At 64.3% G+C, this 24,820-nt stretch carries 26 protein-coding genes; 11 read left to right on the top strand and 15 right to left on the bottom strand.

Annotation, left to right across the window (positions count from 1 at the left end; translation table 11 throughout):
• Positions 1-27: 27 nt before the first annotated feature.
• The 8 genes from ACFVUS_RS20800 to ACFVUS_RS20835 form a co-directional block, all read right to left on the bottom strand.
• Positions 28-615 (bottom strand): hypothetical protein, encoded by a 588-nt coding sequence (locus ACFVUS_RS20800; protein WP_375961754.1) that lies wholly within the window; start codon positions 613-615, stop codon positions 28-30.
• 80 nt (positions 616-695) lie between these two features.
• Positions 696-1,133 (bottom strand): hypothetical protein, encoded by a 438-nt coding sequence (locus ACFVUS_RS20805; RefSeq protein WP_387768465.1) that lies wholly within the window; start codon positions 1,131-1,133, stop codon positions 696-698.
• Positions 1,134-1,177: 44 nt separating this feature from the next.
• Positions 1,178-1,606, bottom strand: coding sequence for a hypothetical protein (locus tag ACFVUS_RS20810; protein WP_387768468.1), 429 nt, complete (start codon positions 1,604-1,606; stop codon positions 1,178-1,180).
• Between the two features lie 5 nt (positions 1,607-1,611).
• Positions 1,612-4,608, bottom strand: coding sequence for an EndoU domain-containing protein (locus ACFVUS_RS20815; protein ID WP_387768471.1), 2,997 nt, complete (start codon positions 4,606-4,608; stop codon positions 1,612-1,614).
• A gap of 3 nt (positions 4,609-4,611) precedes the next feature.
• A complete protein-coding gene (locus tag ACFVUS_RS20820; protein ID WP_387768474.1) occupies positions 4,612-5,229 on the bottom strand; it encodes a hypothetical protein in 618 nt (205 codons plus the stop codon).
• Positions 5,230-5,502: 273 nt separating this feature from the next.
• A complete protein-coding gene (locus tag ACFVUS_RS20825) occupies positions 5,503-5,799 on the bottom strand; it encodes a hypothetical protein (RefSeq protein ID WP_387768477.1) in 297 nt (98 codons plus the stop codon).
• On the bottom strand, positions 5,800-6,009 hold the full coding sequence (locus ACFVUS_RS20830; protein ID WP_364637038.1) for a hypothetical protein: 210 nt from the start codon (positions 6,007-6,009) through the stop codon (positions 5,800-5,802).
• Between the two features lie 408 nt (positions 6,010-6,417).
• Positions 6,418-6,828, bottom strand: coding sequence for a hypothetical protein (locus ACFVUS_RS20835; protein WP_364637036.1), 411 nt, complete (start codon positions 6,826-6,828; stop codon positions 6,418-6,420).
• Positions 6,829-7,019: 191 nt separating this feature from the next.
• Between ACFVUS_RS20835 and ACFVUS_RS20840 the strand changes: the two genes are divergently transcribed.
• Both ACFVUS_RS20840 and ACFVUS_RS20845 read left to right on the top strand, forming a co-directional pair.
• Complete coding sequence (locus tag ACFVUS_RS20840) at positions 7,020-7,454, top strand: hypothetical protein (protein WP_387768481.1); 435 nt, start codon at positions 7,020-7,022, stop codon at positions 7,452-7,454.
• Between the two features lie 72 nt (positions 7,455-7,526).
• Complete coding sequence (locus ACFVUS_RS20845) at positions 7,527-8,162, top strand: hypothetical protein (RefSeq protein WP_387768484.1); 636 nt, start codon at positions 7,527-7,529, stop codon at positions 8,160-8,162.
• A gap of 71 nt (positions 8,163-8,233) precedes the next feature.
• Here the strand turns inward: ACFVUS_RS20845 and ACFVUS_RS20850 are convergent, their stop codons facing one another.
• The 3 genes from ACFVUS_RS20850 to ACFVUS_RS20860 all read right to left on the bottom strand — a co-directional run bounded on the left by ACFVUS_RS20850 (position 8,234) and on the right by ACFVUS_RS20860 (position 10,157).
• The gene (locus ACFVUS_RS20850; RefSeq protein ID WP_387768487.1) at positions 8,234-8,641 is read right to left on the bottom strand and encodes a hypothetical protein; all 408 of its coding nucleotides are present in this window, start codon (positions 8,639-8,641) and stop codon (positions 8,234-8,236) included.
• Positions 8,642-8,748: 107 nt separating this feature from the next.
• On the bottom strand, positions 8,749-9,438 hold the full coding sequence (locus ACFVUS_RS20855; protein WP_387768490.1) for a hypothetical protein: 690 nt from the start codon (positions 9,436-9,438) through the stop codon (positions 8,749-8,751).
• Complete coding sequence (locus ACFVUS_RS20860) at positions 9,438-10,157, bottom strand: cutinase family protein (RefSeq protein ID WP_387768493.1); 720 nt, start codon at positions 10,155-10,157, stop codon at positions 9,438-9,440. Before ACFVUS_RS20860 ends, ACFVUS_RS20855 begins: the two co-directional genes overlap by 1 nt.
• Before the next feature lie 253 nt (positions 10,158-10,410).
• On the opposite strand from ACFVUS_RS20860, the gene ACFVUS_RS20865 reads away from it, so the two are divergent.
• Positions 10,411-10,590: a helix-turn-helix domain-containing protein gene (locus tag ACFVUS_RS20865; protein WP_387770068.1), complete on the top strand. Its 180-nt coding sequence runs from the start codon at positions 10,411-10,413 to the stop codon at positions 10,588-10,590.
• Here ACFVUS_RS20865 and ACFVUS_RS20870 read toward each other — a convergent pair.
• The gene (locus ACFVUS_RS20870; RefSeq protein WP_387770175.1) at positions 10,513-10,743 is read right to left on the bottom strand and encodes a hypothetical protein; all 231 of its coding nucleotides are present in this window, start codon (positions 10,741-10,743) and stop codon (positions 10,513-10,515) included. The genes ACFVUS_RS20865 and ACFVUS_RS20870 overlap by 78 nt on opposite strands.
• Positions 10,744-10,797: 54 nt before the next feature.
• Entirely contained in the window at positions 10,798-11,133 is a 336-nt protein-coding gene (locus ACFVUS_RS20875; protein ID WP_387768496.1) for a winged helix-turn-helix transcriptional regulator, read from the bottom strand.
• 99 nt (positions 11,134-11,232) lie between these two features.
• Here ACFVUS_RS20875 and ACFVUS_RS20880 point away from each other — a divergent pair, with 99 nt between their 5' ends.
• Positions 11,233-12,060, top strand: a complete 828-nt coding sequence (locus ACFVUS_RS20880; RefSeq protein WP_387768499.1) for an MBL fold metallo-hydrolase — start codon at positions 11,233-11,235, stop codon at positions 12,058-12,060.
• A 56-nt stretch (positions 12,061-12,116) separates the two neighbouring features.
• Here ACFVUS_RS20880 and ACFVUS_RS20885 read toward each other — a convergent pair whose 3' ends face one another.
• The gene (locus ACFVUS_RS20885) at positions 12,117-13,373 is read right to left on the bottom strand and encodes a SpoIID/LytB domain-containing protein (RefSeq protein ID WP_387768502.1); all 1,257 of its coding nucleotides are present in this window, start codon (positions 13,371-13,373) and stop codon (positions 12,117-12,119) included.
• A gap of 171 nt (positions 13,374-13,544) precedes the next feature.
• On the opposite strand from ACFVUS_RS20885, the gene ACFVUS_RS20890 reads away from it, so the two are divergent.
• On the top strand, positions 13,545-15,854 hold the full coding sequence (locus ACFVUS_RS20890; protein ID WP_387768505.1) for an N-acetylmuramoyl-L-alanine amidase: 2,310 nt from the start codon (positions 13,545-13,547) through the stop codon (positions 15,852-15,854).
• Positions 15,855-15,949: 95 nt separating this feature from the next.
• Here ACFVUS_RS20890 and ACFVUS_RS20895 read toward each other — a convergent pair whose 3' ends face one another.
• Entirely contained in the window at positions 15,950-16,750 is an 801-nt protein-coding gene (locus ACFVUS_RS20895; RefSeq protein WP_387770071.1) for an HAD family hydrolase, read from the bottom strand.
• 210 nt (positions 16,751-16,960) lie between these two features.
• Here ACFVUS_RS20895 and ACFVUS_RS20900 point away from each other — a divergent pair, with 210 nt between their 5' ends.
• Genes ACFVUS_RS20900 through ACFVUS_RS20925 form a run of 6 tightly spaced genes read left to right on the top strand, consistent with a single transcriptional unit; the run spans position 16,961 to position 24,791 of the window.
• Positions 16,961-17,938 carry an ABC transporter permease gene (locus tag ACFVUS_RS20900; RefSeq protein WP_375961712.1) on the top strand — a complete coding sequence of 326 codons (978 nt, stop codon included), beginning with the start codon at positions 16,961-16,963 and terminating at the stop codon, positions 17,936-17,938.
• The gene (locus ACFVUS_RS20905) at positions 17,935-18,876 is read left to right on the top strand and encodes an ABC transporter permease (RefSeq protein WP_387768509.1); all 942 of its coding nucleotides are present in this window, start codon (positions 17,935-17,937) and stop codon (positions 18,874-18,876) included. Before ACFVUS_RS20900 ends, ACFVUS_RS20905 begins: the two co-directional genes overlap by 4 nt.
• Positions 18,873-20,747 carry a dipeptide ABC transporter ATP-binding protein gene (locus tag ACFVUS_RS20910; protein ID WP_387768512.1) on the top strand — a complete coding sequence of 625 codons (1,875 nt, stop codon included), beginning with the start codon at positions 18,873-18,875 and terminating at the stop codon, positions 20,745-20,747. The genes ACFVUS_RS20905 and ACFVUS_RS20910 overlap by 4 nt, the downstream gene beginning before the upstream one ends.
• Positions 20,748-20,757: 10 nt before the next feature.
• Entirely contained in the window at positions 20,758-22,422 is a 1,665-nt protein-coding gene (locus tag ACFVUS_RS20915) for an ABC transporter family substrate-binding protein (RefSeq protein ID WP_387768515.1), read from the top strand.
• Positions 22,423-22,452: 30 nt separating this feature from the next.
• Positions 22,453-24,126: an ABC transporter family substrate-binding protein gene (locus tag ACFVUS_RS20920; protein WP_387768518.1), complete on the top strand. Its 1,674-nt coding sequence runs from the start codon at positions 22,453-22,455 to the stop codon at positions 24,124-24,126.
• A 38-nt stretch (positions 24,127-24,164) separates the two neighbouring features.
• The gene (locus ACFVUS_RS20925; RefSeq protein ID WP_387768521.1) at positions 24,165-24,791 is read left to right on the top strand and encodes a hypothetical protein; all 627 of its coding nucleotides are present in this window, start codon (positions 24,165-24,167) and stop codon (positions 24,789-24,791) included.
• The last annotated feature ends 29 nt before the right edge of the window (positions 24,792-24,820 follow it).

Below are 24,820 nucleotides of genomic sequence, written 5' to 3' on the forward strand. Positions count from 1 at the left end.
TGTAACCCGTCGCCGCTGGGGGTCTAATTAGGCGGTGGTGATGCCGTCGTCGAGGTAGCGGTACGCCTTGATACCGGTGTCGTCCTTGAACGCTTCGACGGTGATGGTGAAGCCGGCCAGCTCATTCGAGACGAACTTCTTCTCGGTGACGGCGGAGATCTGTGCGTTCGGAAGCACGATCCGCAGCTTCTTCTTGTCGTTCAGCATGTCGAAAACCCAGGCGCGGCGCGGCAGCACCGAACCGGTCTCGTTGATCTTCAGCAGCGTGCCGGTGGTGGCGGTGGCCGGGGTGACGGTCAGGTTGCTCGGACCGAACACCTCGCCCAGCACATCCTTGTCCCACGCGGCGTAAAGGGTCAGCCCGAACCGCACCGAGTGCTCGGTCTGCAGCTTGGCGATGATGTCGGCGTTCCAGTCCTTGACCGTCTCGACCTTGCGCTCACCCTGGGATTCGATGCCGTCTTCGGAGACGTAACCCAGGGGCTTGAACGAGGCATTGATGACGTCGGCCGCGGTGGCCGGAAGCGCGGTGCCGATCGGGGCGACGAGAACGCCACCGGTGACCGCGAGGTTAGGAGTGCCGGAGCCGATGTACTTGCTGGAAGGCAGAGCCATTGTTGTTATCTCCCTTGGGATGTTGCGCAGGCCCTCGGGAATCGTGCTTATTCAGTTATCAACTCGCACCGCAGTGGGAGTTACGCGAGAACAGTGCCTCGCACAATCAAATCGGTGATAATCGTGTACCGCGGGGCAGCGGTCACCGGATCGGTGTCATTCTCCTCCCCCGCATCCTCCACGTAGTCACACCACACAGTGCCGATATAACCGGGCGCGGCAGCGTTCACAATGCTGCGCACCAGCGCAGCCAGCCCCGCCGCATTACCGGCATCATCAAAACACTCGAAAACAACTCTCGGCCGATCGAGAACCAACTGAGCGCCACGACGCCCCACCTGATCCTCGATATCAACCCGAGACTTCCGGTCATTACGACTGACCCGCACCATCCGCGCCGGCCGCGGATCCGCCACCCGAGTAACCACCTTCGCAGTCTCGGACAACGCCGCGAACTGCGCGGTAAGAAAATCAGTCAAAGTCTTCTCGATATCAGGAAACACGATCCGTTCAGGCACCGAGCAACCTCCTTTCGACGGCAGTAGATAGAGAGCAGCAGGTCTCAATATTCAAATTCGTCGGCCCAGGGGATTTTGGGCGATCGACGATTAACGTTCGAAAACCGTTTCATTTCTCGCTTGATAGGTGCAGCCCGGCCAGCATCCACGGCAGCGCGCCAATATTGCTCCAGAATAGACAGCGCATCCTCGAGAGACATCGTGTACACACCCAAACGGCTCGAATATAGATGCTCCATCGAGATACCTGATGCATCAATTTCTACCGTCCACACATTTCCGTCGTGAGAATGCTTGCCAGTTTCAGTTCCCGAATCGATTCGAGCGATGAGATCGACCAATTCGACCAGGCTCCGAGCACTCTGCACATCAGTAGTGAGCCACGACGCTCCCATCGTGTCGGCCGACCGCTCACTCAGTCGCGTCTCTATATAGCCGTCGACGACTTTGAATAATTCCTTACGGACGACCATGAATATCACCATTCTCCCAGCAGCGGAAAGGCGGTCTCTATTTCTCCAGTAATTGGATCATAGTATCCGCCGATCTTCATACCGCGATACACACCTTGCCATTTCTCTTCTAATGGATCAAGGCGTGTTGGTTCCGCCGCCGCCCTCTCGACAGCGTGCCTTACCTGCGCCTCAGTCCAGTCATCAGGAAAGAATGTGCTCTTGCCGGCACCTTTCTTTCTTGTCCACCCACGACCGGTCCAGACATTCATGTAGACATACCCTTCATAGACACCTTGCCCATTCGGTTGTGAGATTTTACGTATGGACACACCGTAGGGATCCCTTCCATCCCGGCGGTGATGATATCCCTTGGGCTTGAGGTTGGAGTCAAATTCTCCTCGGAAAATATGCACCCAGGTCTTGTCGGTTATCTTGATCTCTGTCAGAGGCGGATCCGGCAGCTTGGAGGTTTCAATTCTGTCTACATCAGCCCGGATCCGAGATATCGGCGAATGCCCCTCGGCCCATTGGTAATTGCCAGGATAACTACGAGATCTATTTCCGCGAGAAACATCGAATTTCGCACCAAGCCATCGCGAGACCGAGTTCAGGTCCTTTGCGAATCCTTCCACATCAGCTCGATAAGGAGCGGACAATCTGCCGTCCATCCAACTGATTCCGGTCCTACCAATTCTGGTGTCCGCAAGTCCGGCAACCACAGCCGGAGGCCCACCGGGACCACTCCGCATCTTGTCGAATTGTTTTTCGATCCAAGTGTCAACCTTGATGATGCCAGTGAGGTTCCCTTCGGATACCTTTTCTGGCCTCGGTGGCTGCCGGAGGTCGGCGTTCGGTACAGGCCGAACGTTCTCGTCCGTAACCGCGGGGCGGCCCGATAGTCGTGATTCTATATTGGCAGTATTCGATTGCCGCCCGACTTGCTGCGGTTCAAAATCAGCGATGGCCGGCCGCAACGGCTGGCGCGGCAACGGCTGAATTTCTGTCGGCCGGATAGACGGACGGGGCATCGAATTCAGGTAGTCGTTGAACAGTTTGGCGGATGACCATCCGCCCCTCCGACCGCCGTAGACCATGGCCATGTCCATCAAGATGCTGATGAGGCCCTTATTCCAACCCTCGGGGGGAAGGGCGGGTAGCGGCGAAACATAGTGACTGCCACCGGTGCGGTCGACAATGACCAGACGACCGTCCTCCAGCTGGTAGAGCTCGTTGGCTGGAACACCGGGCGGGACATCGAGCTTCGTAGCCGGAATAGGGAAGGCCGCGTTGATGAAGCTCTGAGGGCCGATATTTCGGTCGTCGTTGTAGAGACCAGGCAGGCCCGTGGGGCGTGCGCCGTTCTCCGGATCGATGACCGAGCGCTGGTCCGCACTGAACGCGACCTTGTGTCCGTTCACGTTGACGTAGACGGTGCCGTCCGGACCTGTGTAACTGTTTTCCGGACCGCCGTCCCAAGGCACGTTGATGCTGCGTTCGGCCGGTGTGGGAGCGAACGCCTCGGGAGTGGCATCGGCCCAATGGAATTGGTTGTTCAGATCCAATACGATCAGACGGTTGTCGTGCTGGTAGAGCGCCTTTGCAGGCACGCCGACCGGTACCGGAATCGGGGAGAGTTTGGTTGTCCATCCGTCGTGCTCGATGAAACCGATATCCGACTGGACTTCGGGATACGCGTGTAGCTGGGTGCTGACGGGCGTGACGTTCGCCGGATCCAGCACGTTTCCGTTCGGTCCGACGGTCAGGAAGTGGCCGGCACCGAGTGGGTAGTAGCGGTTGCCGCTGGAATCCTGGGTGTAGTGGGCGATCTCGCGCCCAAGGGCATCTATGACACGGACGTCGGTAGACGGTCTTTCGCCGCCGTCGGTCCCTCCGCGAGGAGTGCGAATCTCGACCGATCCGTCCTTGTTCGAGACGATTTGCGGAGTGGGACCGCCAACGGAAAGAATCGGAATGTCTCGGATTTCGGGATCGAGACCCTTAGGAGTCTCTGGTAGCGGCATAATCCATCGACCCAGATTGGGGTCGAACATTCGGTTGGCGTGCGCGCGACGCGGCGGTGCGACTCCCATCGAATTGAGCGGCGTTTGAGTGCCGTCGGGGTCGATGATGGATATCTGGTTATCCGGAGTGATCACCATCCGGTAGAGACCGTCCGGGCCCAACACAGGAACGATAACCAGTGCGGGCTTGCCGTCTTCGCCCGTAATGACATCTGCAGGCTGTGGTCCGACCGGTACCGTCACCTCTGCGGTGACCGCGACCGGCTGATCTTTGCTTCCAGGAATGAGCAGTTCCGCCAACGATGTCGGCTGCGGTGGCGAAGAATCGGCAGGATCGGTCGAAACCATATTCTTGATCAGCTGTTCCGGAACCGTGGGCGGCGCTTGATAGTCCGGGTTGACCATCTGTTCCAGCGACGTCGGGGGTTTCGGCGTAGGAACGAGAAGACCATCCCCATAGAGCTGGTTGAACACATCGGTCGGACTGCTCACCGTCGTAGTCACGGTTGGACTGCCAGTTGCCGGTGCCGAACCCTGCGGCGCAGACATCGCAGGTGCCTGTGGAACAACCGGGGCGGGGGTATCGGCTTTCGGCGCTGGAGCGTCCGGAACTGGGACATCAGCTGCGGGAGCCGGGGTTTCAGGAGCGTTCTGTAGCTTCGATCCGGGATTTGGCACGGTCCCGGGTGTCCCAACACGCTGGTCCTTCTCGTTCATATTGGTGAACGCCTCCGTGTCGGAGGCGAACCGCAATTGCGGAACAGAATTGGTGCCGGATATTGCCGGGCTTCCCGCATTCGCCACCAGATCGCTCGCGCCATGGATGCGGTTCAGCTGGTTGACGGCGCTTGCGGATGTCATGCCCGGGAAGTTGAAAGTTCTCCCGCCGCTGGCTGATTCGAGGCTGAGTTCGCCGATGGTGCCGCTGATCAGCTGATTCCAGGCTGCGGCGCGGACTGCCACCCAACTGGGCACATCGACGGTTGGGGCGATCGACATTGATCACTCCTCACGGGATGCGCGCGCCTCGTTGATGCGCTGGCGTAGTTGGTTGACCAGGGCCGCGTAGGCGTCGGTTTTGGTGGGGGCTTCGGTGGAGAGGCCGCGGGGGTGGGTGGCGGACCAGAAGCCTTCGTCGGTTTGTTTGACTTCGATGAGGTCGAGGTCGTAGAAGGTTTCGGGGTCGGGAACCGGCCAGTTGCCTTCGGGGTCTTTCGTGATGTGCATGCCGGTGTCGAAGGCGCCCGGGAGGCCGCCCGGGGTGGGGGCCCAGCGGATTTCTTCGAGGTCGGAATGGACTCGGACGCCTCGTTTTACGAGGTATTCGGCTACTCGGGTGGCCTGTTTGATGCTGGTCACCGTGGGGTCGGCGAGTTTGCGGCCTACCTGGCTGTGCCATTCAGGGAGGTGAATTACCGCGAGTTCCTCTGCGAGAGCGCGGACTTGGGGGTCTTGCTCTTCGTCCGGCTTGGGTTCGGCGAGTTTGCCCGACAACGTCTGCTGGAGCAGGGAGAGGAATTCCGGTGTGACCAGCTGGCCGGTGTCGGTCTTCACGTATTCCGAGGAGGGGGCCGCGTGGTTGCCGAAGCGGACCGATTCGATGATTTCCTTGCCGGACATGGGGATTCGCGAGCCTTTCGGATGTGGGCATGGCTGAACGCCGGCCCTGTCCGGGCTCGGGATCACGTGGGAAGGTCCCGCCCCCGGGGAAATGGGGGGCACCCGGGGGCGGGACCTATTGCGCCCCTGCGCAACTGGGAACGTCTACGACCGCGGACCACCTGCGGGAGACGGTGCGTCAGGGGCGGGCATGCGGCTGGCTCTAATCCCGCGTTGTACCTGTCGAGAGGTTTCGGGGGCTGGCCGCACGGGCTTCGATGACGGTGAGGACCGTCAGAGTTCTTCTTCGAGAGTTGCCGGGATCTGGTACTTGACCGGGGGCGGTTCCTGACCGGGGACGTGCAGGCGCAGGAAGGTCAGTAACTCGTCGATGTGACTTTGCAGGGCGCGGATGAGGCGGATGGCGTCGCGGAAGCGGCGTTGATCGGTTGCGGCCTGATCCTCCAATGCCGCAACACGTTCGCGGAGTTTGCCGACTTCGCGGGCCTGCCACGCGGTTACCGCGCCGATGACGGTCGCCGCGGCCGCGCCGGTGGCTTGGACGAGATCGGGGCTGAGCCACTGCTGCATTCAGCCCTCACCGCCCGGACGCTGTACCGGAGTCACCGCCGGCCGGATGATCAGACCCGCGATTACGGGTGTGAGCAGGCCGTAGAGCTGGAGTACCGCGTCGATCCAATCCGTATTCACTTGGTGCCCAAGAAAATAGGCGACGAGGCCGGTGATCGCGACGAGCACGGATCGCACCAGAGCGGGCTCGGGAACCCCATTGATACGCATGAAATTCTTCCTTCCGGCAATGCCAACGGACCCCGATTGCCGCTCTGGAAGCAGGGTCGTGGGCGGGCTAGGCGATCAGCTGGGCGACGGCGGCCAGCAACTTGACGACGAGGCCGCCGACGGTGATCCACTGATCCAGAGTGAGACCGAAAACCATTGCAATACCTCCTGATTCGACGGCTGCAGGCATGCTTCAACGACAGAACCCCCGATCCGACTGGCGGATCGAGGGTTCCGTTGGTTCGAAGACAGATGCTCTGAAGAGGATGAAACCTCTTGCCGGAGAGCGAGTTTCCCGTGAATTCGGGATGAAGGCGCAACTGTGGCGCTGCAGATAGCTTCACTTAAGCGGCGACCAATGTCAACACCCTTCTCGAAAATTCATGAAAGACGCAGGTAGAAGGCCTACTACACGGCGTCGAGCGCATCGGCGATCTTGCGAGCCATCGCATTCACGACGGGGCTCGGGGCACCCTTGCGCGAGTGAACCGCGGCCTCGACCGCAACCAGCACCGTGCTGCGGAAGTTATCGGCCTCGGCCGGTGACTGCCGCTCCAGGATCGCCATCGCCGCAGTCAGGTTGGGGAACACATGCTCGGCGAACTCGGCAACGGTCTTGCCCGGCAGCACAATGTCCCTGGACTTGGCAGACAGCACGTGGCCGACCACTCCGGTAGCCGAAGTCAGCGCGATCGAAGCCTGCGCATTGCCCTTGGCGCCGGCGGCAGCCAGCAGAGAAACCGCGCCGTACGCGGCGCTGCGAAGAACGCTCTTGTCCTGGTCGGTCAGGGTGACGGTGGCGATGGTGGTGACAGACATTTCGTGTACTCCTCGAAATCGTTTGTGGCGCTTGCCCGAACCGGTTCGGCCCGGGCTGCTTTGTTCGATGTACACACTTTGTCCGGCCCCGCTGACACCACCCTGACGCCCGGCTGACATGTCGACTGACACCGTGAAGCCTCCCGTGACAGCCACGGAGCCCATTGAAATCCGGCCTCTAAGCTGCACGAATGGGATTTCATCTCGTCGAGCCCGAAGTCGCCGGCGGCCATGGCCGTGGCACCCGGTACGACCGATCGACAGTGCCGGTCACAGTGACGGCGCTGGAGTACAGGTTCGATGGCTGGCTGGGCGACGCGCTACTCGAATCGACCCCGTGCTTCATCGTCACCGAGGATCTCGCGCGCAGTATCGAACGGCTCGAACTCACCGGCGTGCACTTCGACACTGTTTCCGTATCGATTTCGTCCAAGGGGCGGGAGTTCATGGACACCGAACTGCCAACCTGGAAATGGCTGAAGCTGACAGGCCGCGCCGGAGAATCCGACTTCGCCCTCAACGACGAACTCTGCCTGGTGGTTTCGGACCGCGCTCTCAAGTTGCTCCAGGAGGCCGGTATCCACTATGCCGACGTAGTCGCCCTAGGTCCTCCGAGCGGTTCCTGACTCAGCCATGCCGCCGACAACGTCCGGTACCGCCTGGAGTCGGCAGCGAGGCTGCCATGCCTCAGCCGGGTTATGGCACAACCGAATTCCGGGTTGTCGGACCCTTCTGAGAAGCTCTGCGGCATGAGTTCGAGATCGTCGGCGGATGCGGCGGGCAATAGTGTGTTCACGGCGGTTACCGGGTCGGGGATGCTTGCGCTTTGGGATCCGGTCAGCTTCGCGCACGTCGTGGATTACGACGGGTGGGAGGTGGAGTTGCTCGAGGATGAGCCGGTTGGGGAGCATATTCAGACTGGGAAGCTGGTTCCGCTGAATATCCTGGCCGACGGGCGATTTGGGGTGCTGGTGCGGGTGGACGCTACCGGTGCGGCCGAGCTCACCGCGCGGGAACGCAAGTATCTGCAGGAGTCTTCGGAGCCGTATCTGTTCCGGTCCACGGGGACTGCCAAGGTGAGTGGGATTGAGAGTGTCGGCGCTTTCGACGATACCGAGGCGTCGGTGGCGGACATGGTTCCCACCGAGATCGACCTTCCCGCTGGCGATTACGCGGTGACGGTGCACCTTCTCGATTGGGAGGCGGAACCCGGGGCCATGGATGACGAGGGCGACGCCACCCCGTCCGCACTTCCCGACTTCGTCGTACTGATCGAACCCGCGGCCGGGCATTCATTCAGAACCGCGATCGAGACTTTCGACGACCTCGACTGAAACACGACTGAGCCGTGCCACGGGTCCTCATCGGGACGCGGTGGCACGGCTGGTCGTCGGCCTCATGGCCGTCACGCGGCGTCGAGGGCCTCGGTGATCTTGTTGGCCATGGCGATGAGGACCGGGGTGGGGTCACCCTTGCCGGACTGGAGGGCGGCTTCGATTGCTACCTGGATGGTGGCGCGGAAGTTGGTGGCCTCCGCCGAGGAGTGGGTTTCCAGGAGGGTCATGGCTGCTGTCAGGGCGGGGAGGACCTGGTCGGCGAGGTCGGCGACGGTTTTGCCGGTGAGGTGGATGTCCTTGGACTTGGCGGAGAGGACGTGGCCTACCAGGCCGGTGGCCGAGGTGAGGGCGATGGAAGCCTGGGCATTGCCCTTATGGGGCGCACCGGCGGCGGCGAGGAGGGAGACGGTGCCGTAGGCGGCGGTGCGGAGGGTGGACTTGGCTTCGGCGGTCAGGGTGGTGGTGTTGTTCGACATGGTGTGCTCCTCGAAAGGTGTTGGGGACCTGTTGATCAGGTCGTTTTGTTCGATGTACACACTTTGAACGGAGCTGCTGACACGCCTCTGACACTTACCTGACACGTCTACTGACACGGGGAGAGGTGGGGTGACTTTCGTTGGCGCATGGGGTGGGCGAGGTGGGCGTCGAGGACTTCGCCGACTGTGAATTGTTCGGGGCAGTCGGGGGACCAGGGGCCGGGGATGGGGGTGATTTTGCCTGCGTCGCGCAGTGTTTGGATGCGGCGGACTGTCACCTTCGCGAAGGGTTCGCCGAGTTCCCTTGCGAGGGTGGCGATTCCGGACATGTTCAGCCTGGTTCGGCGAGCCGCTGCCAGTTGGGACGGGTTGATGGTCAGCTTTGCCGGTGCGGGACTGATGATGTTCAGGGCGGCGTCCACCGCAGATCGGATTTCGGTGGGGGCCGATTCGACGCCTTCGGTCATGGCGAAAGCGATGAGGTTGCGGTGTAGCCAGCGGGAGAGGCCGGGGGTGGTGGGGTCTCCCTTGTAGGGGACGGCGCGCTGTTCGCAGATCAGGCGGACCCAGGCGACCAGGGTGGCGTGCAGGTGGTCTCGGGCGCGGGCGGCGGCGGGGCTGAAGGGTAGCGGCTGATCGCTGGTGCGGGAGGACAGGCGGTGGCTCGGGGCGTTGTGGCGGGCTCGACGCGTGACCGCGTCTTCGAGATCCTCAGCTACACCGGGGATTTCGGAGAGAACGGCAGCGAGGTCGCGGATGGCTTCGTGGGATAGGTATAGGTGATCGGTGTTGGGCATCAGGCGACCTCGCGATTGATGATGGTGGCCAGCAGGGCGGCGTGGCCCTGGCGGACGTAGTCGTCGGTGTGGCGGCCGTCGGTGAGGTAGCCGCGGGCATAGGCGAGGGCTCCGCTCCAGGCGGACCAGTTCTTCGGAGCCCACCAGCGTTGGACTCGCTGGTGCAGGACCGCGTCGACCAGGGATTGGCCCCAGCGCAACGCGGCTTCAGGGGAAGAGATGCAGAAGTACTGAGTCAGATCTGCGACCGTGCGCAGCGGGTTGCCCGCCGGAAGCGCGGTGATGGGGTCGCCGGGGGCTGCTGCCCAGAAAGTGGGCAGGCCGTCAACCGGCCGCTGGCCTGCGATGCCGTAGCCGCCGGGGTCCTGGGTGATGCATTGGCCCGCCGGGCGCAGCGGATCGGCGATCAGGGCGCAGGCCAGGACCTCGAGGTCGGGATGCAGACCACGACCGATTTCGGCGGCTACGTCGCCCGCGATCGCCGCGCCCTGCGAATACCCCGCTATGACAACACGATTCGCGGAATCGCTGATCGCCGAGAGCAGCGCCGCCTTCCCCGCGGCGCTGCTCTCGGCGTAGGAGACATGAAGGCCGTAGTCGGCCGGATACGGGACCATGCGGGGCGCGAAGCGGCTGTGGTCGAGGGTGCGGGAGAAGGTGTCGGTGATGCTTTCGCCGTAGGGGACGCCCGTACCGCCGACGATCAGAACGTCGATCACGCGGGCACCTCGGCCGGAAGATAACTGAACAGGTCCATACGGAACACATTAAGGTCCGTTTGGACCTTTTTCAAGTCCGTATGGACCTGTTACTGTTTTGGCACGATACGGCAGAGATACGGCACGGATTTTCTGGAGTCGTTTGCAACTGGGCCGTTCGGACCTCAGAATGGTCCATATGGAACTGCGGGATCTCCACGAACTCAATCGCGCCGTCGGCGGGGAGCTCAGGGCTGCCCGTGGACGGCGCGGAATGACACGGCCTCAGCTCGCTGCCGCATCGGGGGTGGCGGTCAGCACCATTCAGCGGTTCGAGAATGGGGAGCGGTCGCCGGATTTGGGGCAGCTCTACGCGCTATGCACTGCGCTGGAAATCTCGCCGCAGGAGATCGTCGCCAGGTCGGTCGAGATCGTCAAGGGTGGCGGGGAGTAGGTCTATCGGATTGCGGTTCAGGGCTTCCGAGACCCGGAAGAGGTCTTCGAGGGTGGGGGTGCCGCCCGAAATGCGCTGCGCCAGTTCGGCACCCAGGCGAGCGGCCACCACTCGCATGGCCTCGGCATCGAAGATCTGGCTGAACCACGTCACAAACGCAGTGTGGCACAACAGATCCCGAAAACCGGGCGGGCGACCCAACAGCGGCTACCCGCCGACCTGGTTCTGCACCGCCCAATCGCAGATCGCGGCGAGCGGCTGTTCCAGGGATTTACCGAGCGCGGTCAGCGCGTACTCGATGTGCTGGGGAGCCGTTTCCTTGTAGACGTGGCGCTCGACCAGACCGTCCGACTCCATCGAGCGCAGGGTTTCGGTGAGCATTTTCTGCGTGATGCCGGGCAGGCGGCGGCGCAGGTGGGCGTGGCGGTGCGGACCGTCCAGAAGCGCGTAGACCAGCAGGATTCGCCACTTGGACGAGAGGCGTTCCAGGGCTTGGCGGGTGGCGCAGGATTCTTCCAGGACATCCGGTATCACCAGGGGCATGGGGGCTCCCGGGGTATGGGCACTTGAAAGTGCCTTCTGGTGGCGGGTGGACGGCGGTTCTAACTTCATCTTCACCGTAATGGAGAAGGGAAGAACACCATGTCGCAGGAATTTCAGGTGCACACGTTCACAGCCGGAGAGAACGGCATTTTCGTGAACGGTTACCTGGTGGAGACGGCGGAGGCGATCGTACTGATCGACTCCACGCTGCTGGTCTCGGATGCACAGGCGCTGAAGGAGAAGATCGCGGCGATCGGCAAGCCGGTGGCGGCGGCGTTCGTGACGCATCCGCATCCGGACCACTTCAACGGGCTGCCGTATGTGGTCTCGGCGGAGACCCCGGTGTACTCGACCGCCGCCGTGGCCAAGGTGATCGCGGACAGCGCCGATGCCAAACGGGCGCAGTGGGGTCCGACCTACGGCGCGGAATGGCCGGATCGGTACCGGGTGCCGGAGACCCTCGTCGAGAGCGGATCGACCGTCGAGATCGGCGGCGTGCGGGTCACCGTGCACGAGGTCGGACCGGCCGAAAGTCATTCCGACAGTTGGATTCTCGTGGAGAGCGGGGACCAGCGGGTCGCGTTCATCGGCGATCTCGCGTTCTGCGGGGTGCATTCCTATATGACCGACGGACATTCCACCGAATGGCTGGCGGCGCTGGAGCGACTGAGCACCGAACTGGGCGGCCTGACGCTGTACCCCGGGCACGGACCCGCCGGCGATATCGGAATTCTCGCCGAACAGCGGAAATACCTGGTGACGTACCGCGAAGCCGTCGAGCGACTGCGCGATGGGGCGGATTCGCTCACCGACGCGCAGAAGGACGAACTCTCCAGCCGCATGGCGGAATTCGCGCCGGACGCGGGGCTCGGCTGGCTCATCCCGCTGGGGGCCGATCCGGTCGCCGGTGAACTGGCGGCGGAGTAGCGGTGTGGATCCCGGCCACAAGCATGCCGGGATGACGAGCGTGGCCGCGCAGCGAGTCAGAAGGGCGCGGCGGGCGGGGTCGGGGTGGAGGCGGTACTGGGGGCGATGGTGTTGCCGGGGATGACGGGGCCGGTGGTCGGCACCAAGGTTCCCGGAACACCGAAATGGCTTGCCGGGGAGAGGCTCCGGTTCGGGCGCGGCTGCGGTGCGAGCAGATCGGCGAGGCTCCGGAGCACGGCTCCCGCCGGATCGCGCGGCGCGGCCGGATTGGAATAGCCCGGATCGGTGCCGGAGGGACCGGTGTAGTTCGGATCCGTGGGATCGGTGTACGACGGGTCGGTGTAGGTCGGCACCGTCGGATCGATAAGTGTTGGGGCGGATTGGAATTCGCTCAGCGCCGGGCCGACCTCGAGGTTGTCGATGCTCGGGATGCCGCCATCGGGCGCGGCGGAGTACTCGGCGCGCAGGACATGATTGTCGTGCACCAGCACCTGCCCGGCCGTGGACTGCACGGCCGCCGTGGTGCGCGCGTCCTCCTTATCGGTGCCCGGGTACGCCTGGCAGTCGGTGGTATCGCAGGTTTGCGCATACGAGTACCGCTGTTCGGCCAGCACATAGGAACGCGCCGCGATCGCCTGTGCGCGAAGGGCTTCCGAGCCGCCCTCATCCGCCCAATTGGGCACCATCTCGGCGGGCACGACCCCGAGCAGGTAATCCTCGAGGTCGACCTCGTTGACCACGCGACTGGAATTGCCGTCCAGCGTGACACCGAGGACGCCTCGATAGTTGGATCCCTCGCAGAGTTCGAGGTGTTCGTCCTTGGGCCGGTTACTGCCGTTCTCCAGCGGATACGCGTACGGGTCGTCGGTCGTCCCCTCCCACAGCACCGCACCGTCGCAGCCCTGGGTGATAGTGACATCCGCGCCCGCGGCGGTCGGCGTGAGATGTGCGGCCTGGCCCGGAACCACCCGGCGGCCCGCGACATACAGACCCGTCTCGGATTCGACGTCGAGGGTCTTGTCATCCAGACCCATGAGCCGGACGCGGACCGGCACCGAGGCGAGGGTGTCGAGCTGCGCGCCCGGATAGTAGTGCGCCAGGATCGTTTCGGCGGTATTGCCGCCGACGGCGCGATCGAACGCGCCGTTCTGGCTCAGCCCGCGACCGTGCCCCGGACTGTTGACGAATTCGTACTCCTCATCCGGCCAGGCCCAGAGCAGGCCCGCCGTCGCACCACCCAGGGTGCACGCGGCGACCGATAAGGCTAGTAGGCGGCGCCGTCTCCGGCGTTGATGTAGATGCCCGTTCGGCATGTCATACCCATTCTGTCGATAGCCGAAGCTACATTCGAGTTACCGAAAGCTAATCCTCAACCACACGTTCAGGGATTGTGACAGTTGGGACTAGTGTGATCGTTGGTTCGCCGGGAAGCAACCCCGGGCCCCGGCGATCCGCAACGGTTTTACGTCGAATGGGAGCTGCTCGTGCCGTACCGCCGAACGAAACACTCGTATGTCCTCCCGGTTGTCACCATCCTGGCGATCACGACGCCGCTCGGCATATTGGCGCTGGGAGACTCCCGAGATATCAAGCCCACCGACGCAAGCAATCCGGCAGCAATACCAGCGGAAATGGCCGAGGTCGCCCTCGCCTCCGCACCCGATCTGGTGCTGCCGCTCAGGGAACTGACCGGGATGAACCTGCCCGATCTGCATCTGTCCGATCTGCGGATGTTGCCGCTGCCGGCATCGATCCACATTCCGCCGGGGCTGGCGCCGGGACTGGGCCTACCCAGCGAGATACCTTTACCGCGACTAGGCAAGCCCGGTATGCCGGGCGCTAATACCTATGGAAATCCAAGCGGCGCACCGGGATTCATCGCCGCCCCCGGGCCGGACGGGCCCGATACCGCGAACCCCTCCCCCGCACCGAAACAGGTGCGCAAGCCGGATCTCACCGGCGATCTCAATACTCCCGCCCTGGCCCCCAACGCCGTGCCGAACGAGCTGGTCAACAAGGTCGGGGCGCAGGTCAAGGAACTCAGCCGGGACACCCCGTTCAGCATGGTGGCGCTCACCGCGCCCGAACTCGTCGGGACCACCGCGTACATTCGCGCCAAGCGCTCGGACGGGGGCTGGGGGCCGTGGTACGACAGCGAGGCCGTCGACACCCCCGCCAAGAAGCCGGGCCGCACCGGCACCGAACCGATCTACGTCGGCAAGACCAAATCCGTGCAGATCCTGGTGACCAAGAAGAACGCCGGTCGCGCGGTGGCGGCTCCCGTGGATCCCCCTGCGGCACAGGATATTCCGGCGAATCCAGTGCCTGAGGCCGCCCCCGGAGCCCAGGAGCCCGCGCCCGCGAACCCGGAGGCTCAGCCCGCGCCCGAGCCTGCCGTCGGCCCCGACGCGCAGCCGGTGCCCAACGCTCCCGCGAACCCGGACACGCTGGCCACTCCCGCCCAGCCCGAGGTCGCGCCGTTCACCGATCACGGTGATCCGGCCCAGATCAACCTGGAGAAACTCGCCGCCATCCTCATCGATCCGGGCCGCGGCGCGGCCGATGAGAACCTCAATCGGGTGGCCGCTCCGCTGCCCGGCGGCGGACCCAAGGTGATCAGCCGCGCGCAATGGGGTGCGGATGAATCGCTGCGCTGCGAGGAACCCACCTACGACGACGGCGTCAACGCCATTACCGTGCACCATACGGCCGGACGCAATGACTACACCGCCTCGGAATCGGCGGGCATCGTGCGTTCGATCTACGCGTATCACGCGAAGACATTGGGCTGGTGCGATATCGGCTACAACGCGCTGGTCGACAAGTACGGACAGATCTTCGAAGGCCGCTTCGGCGGACTGGATCGCCCGGTCGAGGGCGCGCACGCGGGCGGATTCAATATCAACACCGCCGGTGTGGCGTTCATGGGCAATCACGAAGAGGAAGCGCCCACCGAGGAAGCCATGCAGGCCATGGGCAATTTCATCGGCTGGCGGGCCAAGGTGGCCGGGATCGATCCCGAGGGCAAGACCACCATGTACTCCGAGGGCAGCGATTACACGCGCTATCCGCTCGGACAGGCCGTGAAACTGCCGAATGTGTTCGCGCACCGGGACGTCGGGAACACCACCTGCCCGGGCGATATGGCCTACGACCTGATGGACCGGATTCGCTCCCTGGCGGAGAATGTCGCGGGCAAGCCGAGTGGGCCGCCGCCCCCGCAGCAGAAGCCGCCGACGCAGACCCGTCCGCAGCGCAATGCGGGGAATCAGCAACAGCCGCAAGGCAATCCGAATACCGAGGCGGATCTGGCGACGCTCGCGGATCTGACCACCAAGCTGCTCGGGATGCTCGAGACCAGTCCGGTCGCGAAGTACTACGAGGCCTCCGGTGGGCCGAATGGTCCCATGGGACAGGCGAAGTCGGAGCCGATCGCGACCGCCAACGGCGGACAGTACGCGCAATTCGTGAACGGATACGTGTACTCGACGCCGGACGGGCAGGCGTTCGCGGTGGTCGGGAAGATCCTGGAACGCTTCCTGCAATTGGGAGCGGGAACCGGGACGCTCGGGCTGCCGACCAGCGGGGAGTATCCGGTGCAGGACGGCGTGCGCACCGACTTCCAGAACGGGTCACTGATTTTCAGCCAGCTCACCGGGATCGTCACGACGGTGTTGAAGAACCTCACCGCCGGGCAGGGACAGGGGCCCGCGCCGATTCCGGCGATGCTGGGCAATGGGCAGCAGGCGGATCCCATTCCGGCGGCCGCACCGGAACCTGCTGCGGGGCAGTAACTTTCATGGTTCGAGGCGATTGGCCGGGTTCCACCGACGCGTGTGGATCCCGGCCAAAAGCATGCCGGGATGACGAGACGGGCTGGGTGCGCCTGTCACAACCACCAGCGTTCGAGGGTGCGGGCGACTCCGTCCTCGTGGTTGGCCGGGGCGACTTCGTCGGCGGCGGCTTTGGCTTCGGGGTGGGCGTTGCCCATGGCTACGCCGTGACCTGCCATTTTGAGCATGGGGACGTCGTTGGGCATATCGCCGAAGGCGATGATGGTGGCGTGCTGGACGCCGAGTCGCTGGGCGACGCTGGCCAGGCCGGTGGCCTTGGTGACGCCGGGGGCGGACAGTTCGATCAGGCCGTTGTCCGTGGAGTAGGTGAGGTCGGCGCGGCCGGTGAGGTGGGGTTCCAGGATGGCGCGCATTTCGCCGCTGGTCATGCGGGGCAGGCGGATGAGCATTTTGATGGCGGGGGACGCGATCACTTCCGCGCGGGAGACCTCGGTGTCATCGGGGTTCAGCCAGGCGTGCTCATATTCGGGGGAGCTCACGAACTGCGGGGTGGCGGCGTCATGGGCGGTCGCGCCGATCCGCTCGGCGGCGAGTCCGCAACCGGGGAGCAGGGTTTCGGCCAGATCCGCCGCCCAGGCCAGGGTGTCCACATCGAGAGTTCGGCTCGCCAGGATTCGATCCTGCGCGCTGTCGTAGATGACCGCGCCATTGCCGCATACGCACAGCGGCGCGTAGCCGAGTCCGTCCACCACCGGATCGATCCAGCGGGGTGGGCGACCGGTCGCCAGGACGAAGGGCACACCGTCCGCGATGAGGGCGTCGATCGCGGCTTTGGTGCGCGGTGTCACCTGCTCACCATTGTCGATGAGGGTCCCATCGACATCGGTCGCGACCATCTTGGGTTTGGGCAGGTGGAAGAGAGTCACCTAGTCCATCCTGCCTGAAATCCGAGCCCGGAATGTGCAGCCCGGGTGAATTGCCCGGCATTGGCTGATCCTCGTTACCGCCCCGATGCCCTGCTCGTTATCCGCCACTGCGCTCCGTAACGCACGGTTATCCACAGGACTCCCTATGATCTGCACAAGAACTCGACCCGAGAGGGACTGATGGCCGGCTTTCTCCTGCGACGCGCACTGAACTATGTCGTGCTGCTCGTGCTGGCGTCGTTCCTGGTTTTCACCGTGGCGTCACTCACATTCACGCCGCTGGACTACCTGGAACAGCGGAATCCGCGACCGCCGCAATCGGTCATCGACGCCAAGCGCGCCGAGTTGCATCTCGATGATCCGATCCCGCAGCGCTATCTGGCCTGGGCGGGCGGGGTGGTGCACGGCGACTTCGGCAAGACGCTCCCCGGCCAGCCGGTCAGCGAGGAGCTGCCGCGGCGCATCGGTGTCAGTCTGCGACTGCTGCTCATCGGATCGATCGTGGGCAGCGTGCTCGGTGTGCTGATCGGCGCGGCGAATGCCATCCGGCAGTACAAGTTCAGCGATTACTTCAGCACCATAGTCTCGCTGCTATTGCTGTCCACGCCGGTGTTCCTGCTCGCGACACTGTTGAAATTCGGTGCGCTGCAAATCAATCAGGCCACCGGTGAGCAGATCTTCCTCTACACCGGTGAGACCTCGGCGACGCAGATCCACGGCCTGTGGAATCAGCTCGTCGATCGCGCGCAGCACCTGTTCATCCCCACCCTCGGCCTGGCGCTGGGCGCGATGGCCGGATACAGCCGGTATCAGCGCAATGCCATGCTGGATGTGCTGAGCAGCGATTTCATTCGCACCGCACGCGCCAAGGGCCTCACCCGGTCCCGCGCCCTCTACAAACACGGCCTGCGCACCGCGCTGATACCCATGGCCACCCTGTTCGCCTACAGCCTGGGCGGACTCATCACCGGCGCGACCTTCACCGAGAAGATCTTCGGCTGGCACGGCGTCGGTGAATGGATCGTCAACGGCATCGGCGCGCAGGACATCAATATCGTGCTCGCCTCGACCCTGTTCACCGGCATCGTGGTGCTGCTGTCGGGCCTGCTGTCCGATATCGCGTACGCGCTGCTCGATCCCCGGGTGCGTGTGGGATGACCGAAGTCGAGACCATCATCCAGGGCGCACCGCAGCCGGTGGGCCGCCGCAAGCTGGTCATTCGCCGCTTCCTGCGCAACAGGGTGTCGGTGGCGGCACTGTTCGTGCTGCTGCTGGTGTTCCTGGCCGCGTTCGTGCTGCCGCATTTCGTGCCGTACTCGTACACCGATATGGATCCGGACCTCAATCAGAAGCTGAAGCCGCCGAGCTCCAAGCACTGGTTCGGTACCACGCTCTCCGGTGAGGATGTGCTGGCGCAGACCCTGCACGGTTTGCAGAAGTCGCTGATCATCGGCTTCTGCGCGGCATTCCTGTCCGCGGTGATCGCGACCGTCGCGGGCTCGCTCGCGGGTCTGCTGGGCGGCTGGACCGATCGGGCCATCATGTGGCTGGTCGACCTGCTGCTGGTCATCCCCAGCTTCATCATGATCGCGCTGTTCGCGCCCAAGACCAAGGGCAACAGCTCACTGCTGCTGCTCACCGTGCTGATCGCCTTCTTCGGCTGGATGATCAGCGCCCGCATCATCCGCGGGCTCTCGATGAGCCTGCGCGAGCGCGAATTCGTGCGCGCCGCACGGTATATGGGCGCGTCGACCTGGACCGTCATCACCACGCACGTGGTGCCGAACATCGCGTCCATCCTGATCATCGACACCACCCTCGCGGTCGGCGGCGCGGTCATGGCCGAAACCGGTTTGAGCTTCCTGGGTTTCGGTGTGCAACCGCCGGACATCTCGCTGGGCTCGCTGATCGGCCGGTACAGCTCCTCCGCGCTGAACTATCCGTGGACCTTCGTATTCTCCGGCGCGTTCCTGGTCACGATCGTGTTGTGCACCAACCTCATCGGTGACGGCCTGCGCGACGCCTTCGATCCGAGCGCCAAGCGGGCGCGTGCCAAACAGCGTGGCAAGCGCGCCGACCGAAAGGCCGAGGCATGAGTGAGACCGTGCCGGAGTCGACCGAGCGGCGCACCACCGCACCGCTTTTGGAAGTCTCCGATCTGAAGGTGTCCTTTCCCGGCGAAGAAGGCCGGGTGGATGCCGTACGCGGGGTGAACTTCACCGTCAACGACGGGGAAGTGGTCGCCATCGTCGGCGAGTCCGGCTCCGGCAAGTCGGTGTCCTCCATGGCCATCATGGGATTGCTGCCGGAACAGGCGCGCGTGCGCGGTTCCATCCGGCTGCGCGGGCGCGAGTTGCTCGGGCTCGGCGATAAGCAGATGTCCGAGCTGCGCGGCAGCCGGGTGTCCATGGTGTTCCAGGATCCGCTGTCGGCGCTGACACCGGTCTACCGCGTGGGTGATCAGATCGCGGAAGCCCTGCTCGCACACCGCAAGATGAGCAAGCAGGAGGCCGCCGCCAAGGCGATCGAACTGCTCGAGCTCGTCGGTATTCCGGATCCGACGGTGCGCGCCAAGGCTTTTCCGCACGAGTTCTCCGGCGGTATGCGCCAGCGCGTGGTCATCGCCATGGCCATCGCCAATGATCCCGAACTCATCATCTGCGATGAGCCCACCACCGCACTCGATGTCACCGTGCAGGCGCAGATCCTGAACCTGCTGCGCAAGGCGCGCGATATCACCGGCGCGGGCGTCATCTTCATCACCCACGATATGGGCATCGCCGCCACCCTCGCCGATCGCGTGGCCGTCATGTACGCCGGACGGGTCGTCGAAACCGCCCCGGCCGCAGAGCTTTTCCACGCACCGCGGATGCCGTACACGGTCGGGCTGCTCGGCTCGATCCCGCGCATCGACGGTCCGCCGCGCGCACCGCTGATTCCCATCGTCGGCACCCCGCCCGCCATGCACGACCTGCCGGCGGGCTGCCCGTTCGAACCGCGCTGCCCGGTCTCGGTCGAGGACTGCCTGGCCGCCGAACCGCCGCTGCGCGATACCGGTCCGGGACATCGGGCCGCGTGCATCCGCACCGAGGAGGTGGGCAGCGACGCGCTGTTCACCGCCTATCGCCGCGAGATCGACGCGCCGCCGGAGGAAACCGAGGTCGACACCTCGCAGGTGGTGCTGAAGGTCCAGGAGCTGCGCAAGACCTTCCCGATCACCAAGGGCGTCGTATTCCAAAGGCGCACCGGCGAAGTGAAGGCCGTCGACGGCATCAGCTTCGAGGTGCGCGCGGGTCGCACGCTGGCCCTGGTCGGGGAATCGGGCTCGGGCAAGTCGACCACGCTCACCCAGATCATGGATCTGGTGCAGCCGGAGAGCGGCAGCATCGAGATCCTCGGCAATGACGTCACCGCGCTGACCAAACAGCAGCGGCGCGATATCCGGCGCAAGATGCAGATCGTCTTCCAGGACCCGTCGTCCTCGCTGGATCCGCGCCTGCCCATCTCCGATGTGCTGGCCGAACCGCTGCGCATCGACGGGCGCTCGCGCGAGGAGATCAATCGGCGGGTACCGGAGTTGTTGCGGCAGGTGGGATTACGCCCCGAGCACGCCGACCGCTACCCTGCCGACTTCTCCGGCGGGCAGAAGCAGCGCATCAATATCGCGCGCGCCCTGGCCCTGGATCCGGAACTGCTGGTGCTGGACGAACCCGTGTCCTCGCTGGACGTCTCGATCCAGGCCGGTGTGCTGAATCTATTGCGCGACCTGCAGGCCGAGCGCGGGCTCTCCTATCTGTTCGTCTCACACGACCTGTCCGTGGTGCGTAATCTGGCGCACGACATCGCGGTGATGTATCGCGGACAGATCGTCGAATACGGCCCGGCGGAACGCATTTTCGCCGCTCCCGAACACGAGTACACCCGCGCGCTGATCGACGCGGTACCGGTTCCGGCGACCACCCGATAGGAGCGATGCGATGCGGAAAACACGGTGCGCCGCACTACTTCTCACGGCCGGACTGCTGGTGGCGGGGTGCGGCGGCAGCACCGAGGCCCCCACCGGTTCCGCGATCATCGGCAATAGCGCCGATATCAATCCGCATCCCCGCGACGATCTGCGCGACGGCGGCAATCTGCGCCTGGCCGTCACCTCGTTCCCGGTCAACTGGAACACCCTCCAGGTGGACGGCAATGACGGCGAGATCATGGACAGCATCCGGCCGCTCATGCCGCGCGCGTTCGACACCGACGCCGCGGGCAACCTCACCGTCAATCACGACTACTTCACCGATGTGCAGCTGACCTCCACCGATCCGCAGGTGGTCACCTACACCATCAACCCGAAGGCGGTGTGGTCCGACGGCAGCCCCATCACCTGGGAGGACATCGCCTCCGAGGCGAATGCGCTGAGCGGCAAGGACAAACGCTTCCTCATCGCCATCGCCAACGGCTTCGACCGGGTCCGCAAGGTCGAGCGCGGGGTGGACGACCGGCAGGCCGTCATCACCTTCGACAAGCATTTCGCCGACTGGCGCGGGCAGTTCGCGGGCAATGCGACGCTGTTCCCGAAACAGGTGACGCGCGACCCGGATTCGTTCAATACCTCGCTGCTCAACGGCATCGGGCTGACCGCCGGACCGTTCGTGGTGCAGTCCACCGATAAGACGCAGGGCCGAATCGTGCTGGCCCGCAATCCGAAATGGTGGGGCGCGACGCCGAAGCTGGACACCATCACCGTCAGCGTGCTGGACCGCACCGCCTGGGTGCCAGCGCTGCAGAACAAGGAACTCGACGCCGCCCTGCTCGGCGATATCAACGATGTGCAGAACGTGCGCAATACGCCCGGGATGGATCTGCGGCACGCGCCCGGTAATCGCTGGCGGCACTTCACCTTCAACGGCGCACCGGGTTCCATTCTCGCCGATCCCGCACTGCGCGTGGCGATCTCGAAGGCCATCGATCGGCAGCGCATCGCCGTCACCGTGCAGAACGGGCTGTCCGCGAATCCGCAGGCGCTGAACAATCACGTATATCTGCAGGGCCAGAACGGATATCGCGATAATTCCCTCGGCTTCGATCCCGATGCCGCCGCCCGCGAACTCGATGCCATCGGCTGGCGGCGCGACGGCGACGGCACCCGCAGCAAGGACGGCAGGAAGCTCGTCATCCGCGATGTCATGTACAACGACCCCACCTGGGTCGACATCGCCAAGATGATCCAGGCCGATCTGGCCAAGGTGGGCGTCGGGCTCACCATCGACACCCGGCCCGGCGCACGGTATTTCACCGATGTCATCCAGCCCGGCGATTTCGACGTCTGCCAGTTCACCTTCCAGGGCGATGCCTTCCCGCTCGGCAGCGTCCCGCAGATCTGGGGCTACTACCCCGATGACGTGCAGGCCAACTACGGGCGCATCGGCTCACCCGAACTCAATGAGCTGATCGACAAGACGCTCTCGGAACTGGATCCGCAAAAGGCGATCGAACTGGCCAATCAGGTCGACCGCAAGGTCTTCGAAGAGGGCCACTCACTGCCGCTGACCCAGTCCGAAGGCAACTACGGGGTACGGTCCGAGCTGGCCAATTACGGTGCACCCGGGCTGGCCTCGTACGACTACACCCTCATCGGGTTCCTGAAGTAACTACAGCCGTCTCGGCGGAAGGAGCGGTCCATGCGGATACGTTCGACAGTGACACGACTCGCGATCCCCATGGTCGCCCTGGGCCTGCTCGTGTCCGGCTGTAGCGCCGGCGACAGCACGGAGGGCGGTACCGCCGCGCTCGGAGCCACCAATGCGATCAATCCGCATCCGGTGTCGGATCTGGCCGACGGCGGCAACCTGCGGCTGTCGCTGAGCGCGTATCCGGAGTCGTTCAACGGCTTGCACGTGGACGGCAACACCACCGACACCAACGATGTGGTGAGTCCGACGCTGCCGCAGACGTTCAAGAGCAATGCGGCCGGTGAGCTCAGCGTCGATAACAACTACTACACCGATATCCAGCTGACCAGCACCAGCCCGCAGCAGGTCGTCACCTACACGATCAACCCGAAGGCCGTGTGGTCCGACGGATCCCCCATCACCTGGGAGGATTTCCGCTCGCAGTGGCAGGCCATGAACGGCCGGAACCCGGATTACCAGGTCGCCTCCTCCAGCGGCTACAACGCCATCGGCAAGGTGGAACGCGGCACGGACGACCGGCAGGTGATCGTCACCTTCGACAAGTCGTACGGCGAATGGCAGGGCCTGTTCGGCGGGCTGTACCCGAAGGCCGACACCGAATCCCCGCAGGCGTTCAACGACTGGGCGCGCAATTCGCTGCCGGTCAGCTCCGGGCCGTTCATCATCACCAATCTGGACCGGACGCAGAACCGGATCACCCTGAGCCGCAACCCGAAATGGTGGGGCGATCAGCCGGTACTGGCCAACATCACCTTCAGCGTGCTGGACAGCACCGCGGTGGTGCCCGCCATCCAGAACAACGAGCTGGATGAGGCGTACGTCGCCGGTCTGGAGAACGTCACCGCGGCGCGCAATGCCCCCGGGGTGGAGATCCGGCGCACCTCGGAGCCGAGCGTCAATATTCTGACGTTCAACGGCGCACCCGGCGGTCTGCTGGAGGATCCGGCGGTGCGCCGGGCCGTCGCCAAGGCCATCGACCGGCAGAACATCGTCAACACCAGCCAGCACGGCATCGTCGATCAGCCGCAGGTGGTGAACAACCACGTCTTCATCGCGGGACAGACCGGGTACCAGGACAATTCAGCGGTTGTGGCGTTCGATCCGGATGCCGCCGCCAAGGAACTGGACGCGGCCGGCTGGGTGCTCAAGGGTGACGTCCGCGAAAAGGACGGGCGCAAGCTGGAATTGCGCGATGTCATGTACGACCAGGCCGGCTGGGTGGATACCGCCAAGATCATCCAGGCCAACCTGGCCAAGGTCGGCGTCAAGATGATCATCCAAACCGTGCCCGGCACCGGTCTTTTCACCAATGTGATCAATCCCGGCAACTTCGATATCGCCCAGTCCGGCATCTCCGGCTCCACGCTGCCGTTGCAGGCGCTGCGGCAGTTCTACTACTACGACCCCGCGAACTGGCAGGGCAACAAGGCCCGCGTCGGATCGCCGGAACTGAACACCCTCATCGATCAGACGCTGTCCGAGCTCGATCCGGCCAAGGCCCGCGAACTCGCCAACAAGGCCGATCTGATGATCTTCAACGAGGTGCATTCGCTGCCCCTCAACCAGGCCTCCGGCACCCACGCCGTGCGCGCGAACCTCGCCAACTGGGGTGCGTTCGGTCTGGCCAGCGCGGACTACACCAAGGTCGGCTTCCTCAAGTGATCCTCCGGACGGGTCATCCGCTGACCTATCCGGCCGTTATGACGATCGGCGCCCTCGCGATTTGCCTCGCGTGGGCGCCGTTCGGCGGTTCGGAGCAGGGCGCGTTGCTCGGGACGGTCGCGGTGATCATCCTGGGGTACAGCGCTTTCCAATTCGGCGGAGCACTGGGCGTGCTGCCGGTCGGCCTACCGCGCGGCGACGCGTGCCGCGCCGTCGGGGTGCGCCGGGTGCGCCAGCAGCACCGCCTGGTGAGCCGGTCCTGGCTGGAATTCACCACCGGGGGCCGAACTCGCTGGCTACCGGTGTTCTTCGACCCCACCCTGGTCACGCTGACGCAGGGGAACGGCGAAATGATCGGGCGCACAGTCGTTGTCGATGGGGTGCGGGTGTATCCGTCGGGGCGGATGCGCAGTACCGAACCGGTGGGACGGCTCATCGACAATCCGGCGCGGCCGGATGACAATGCCGCGGCAATGGCGGAGACCGCCGCGAAATTCGGGCGGCGGCTGCTGCTGGACGCGCAGGCCGCGATCGCGGGGCCGTTCATCGGCCTGCTGTGGGTGTACGTGGCGGGCGGCGGGCCGACGGGTTTCGCGACGGGGACCACGGTGGGAGCGGCCGCCGCGATCTGGCTGTCGGCGGTGCGCGGGTCCGACCCTGCGTAGCCGTTGTCAACTGGCAGGAAACGGCCAGG

Origin of the sequence: Nocardia sp. NPDC058058, from assembly GCF_042885355.1 — a bacterium.
Classification (GTDB): Bacteria; Actinomycetota; Actinomycetes; order Mycobacteriales; family Mycobacteriaceae; genus Nocardia.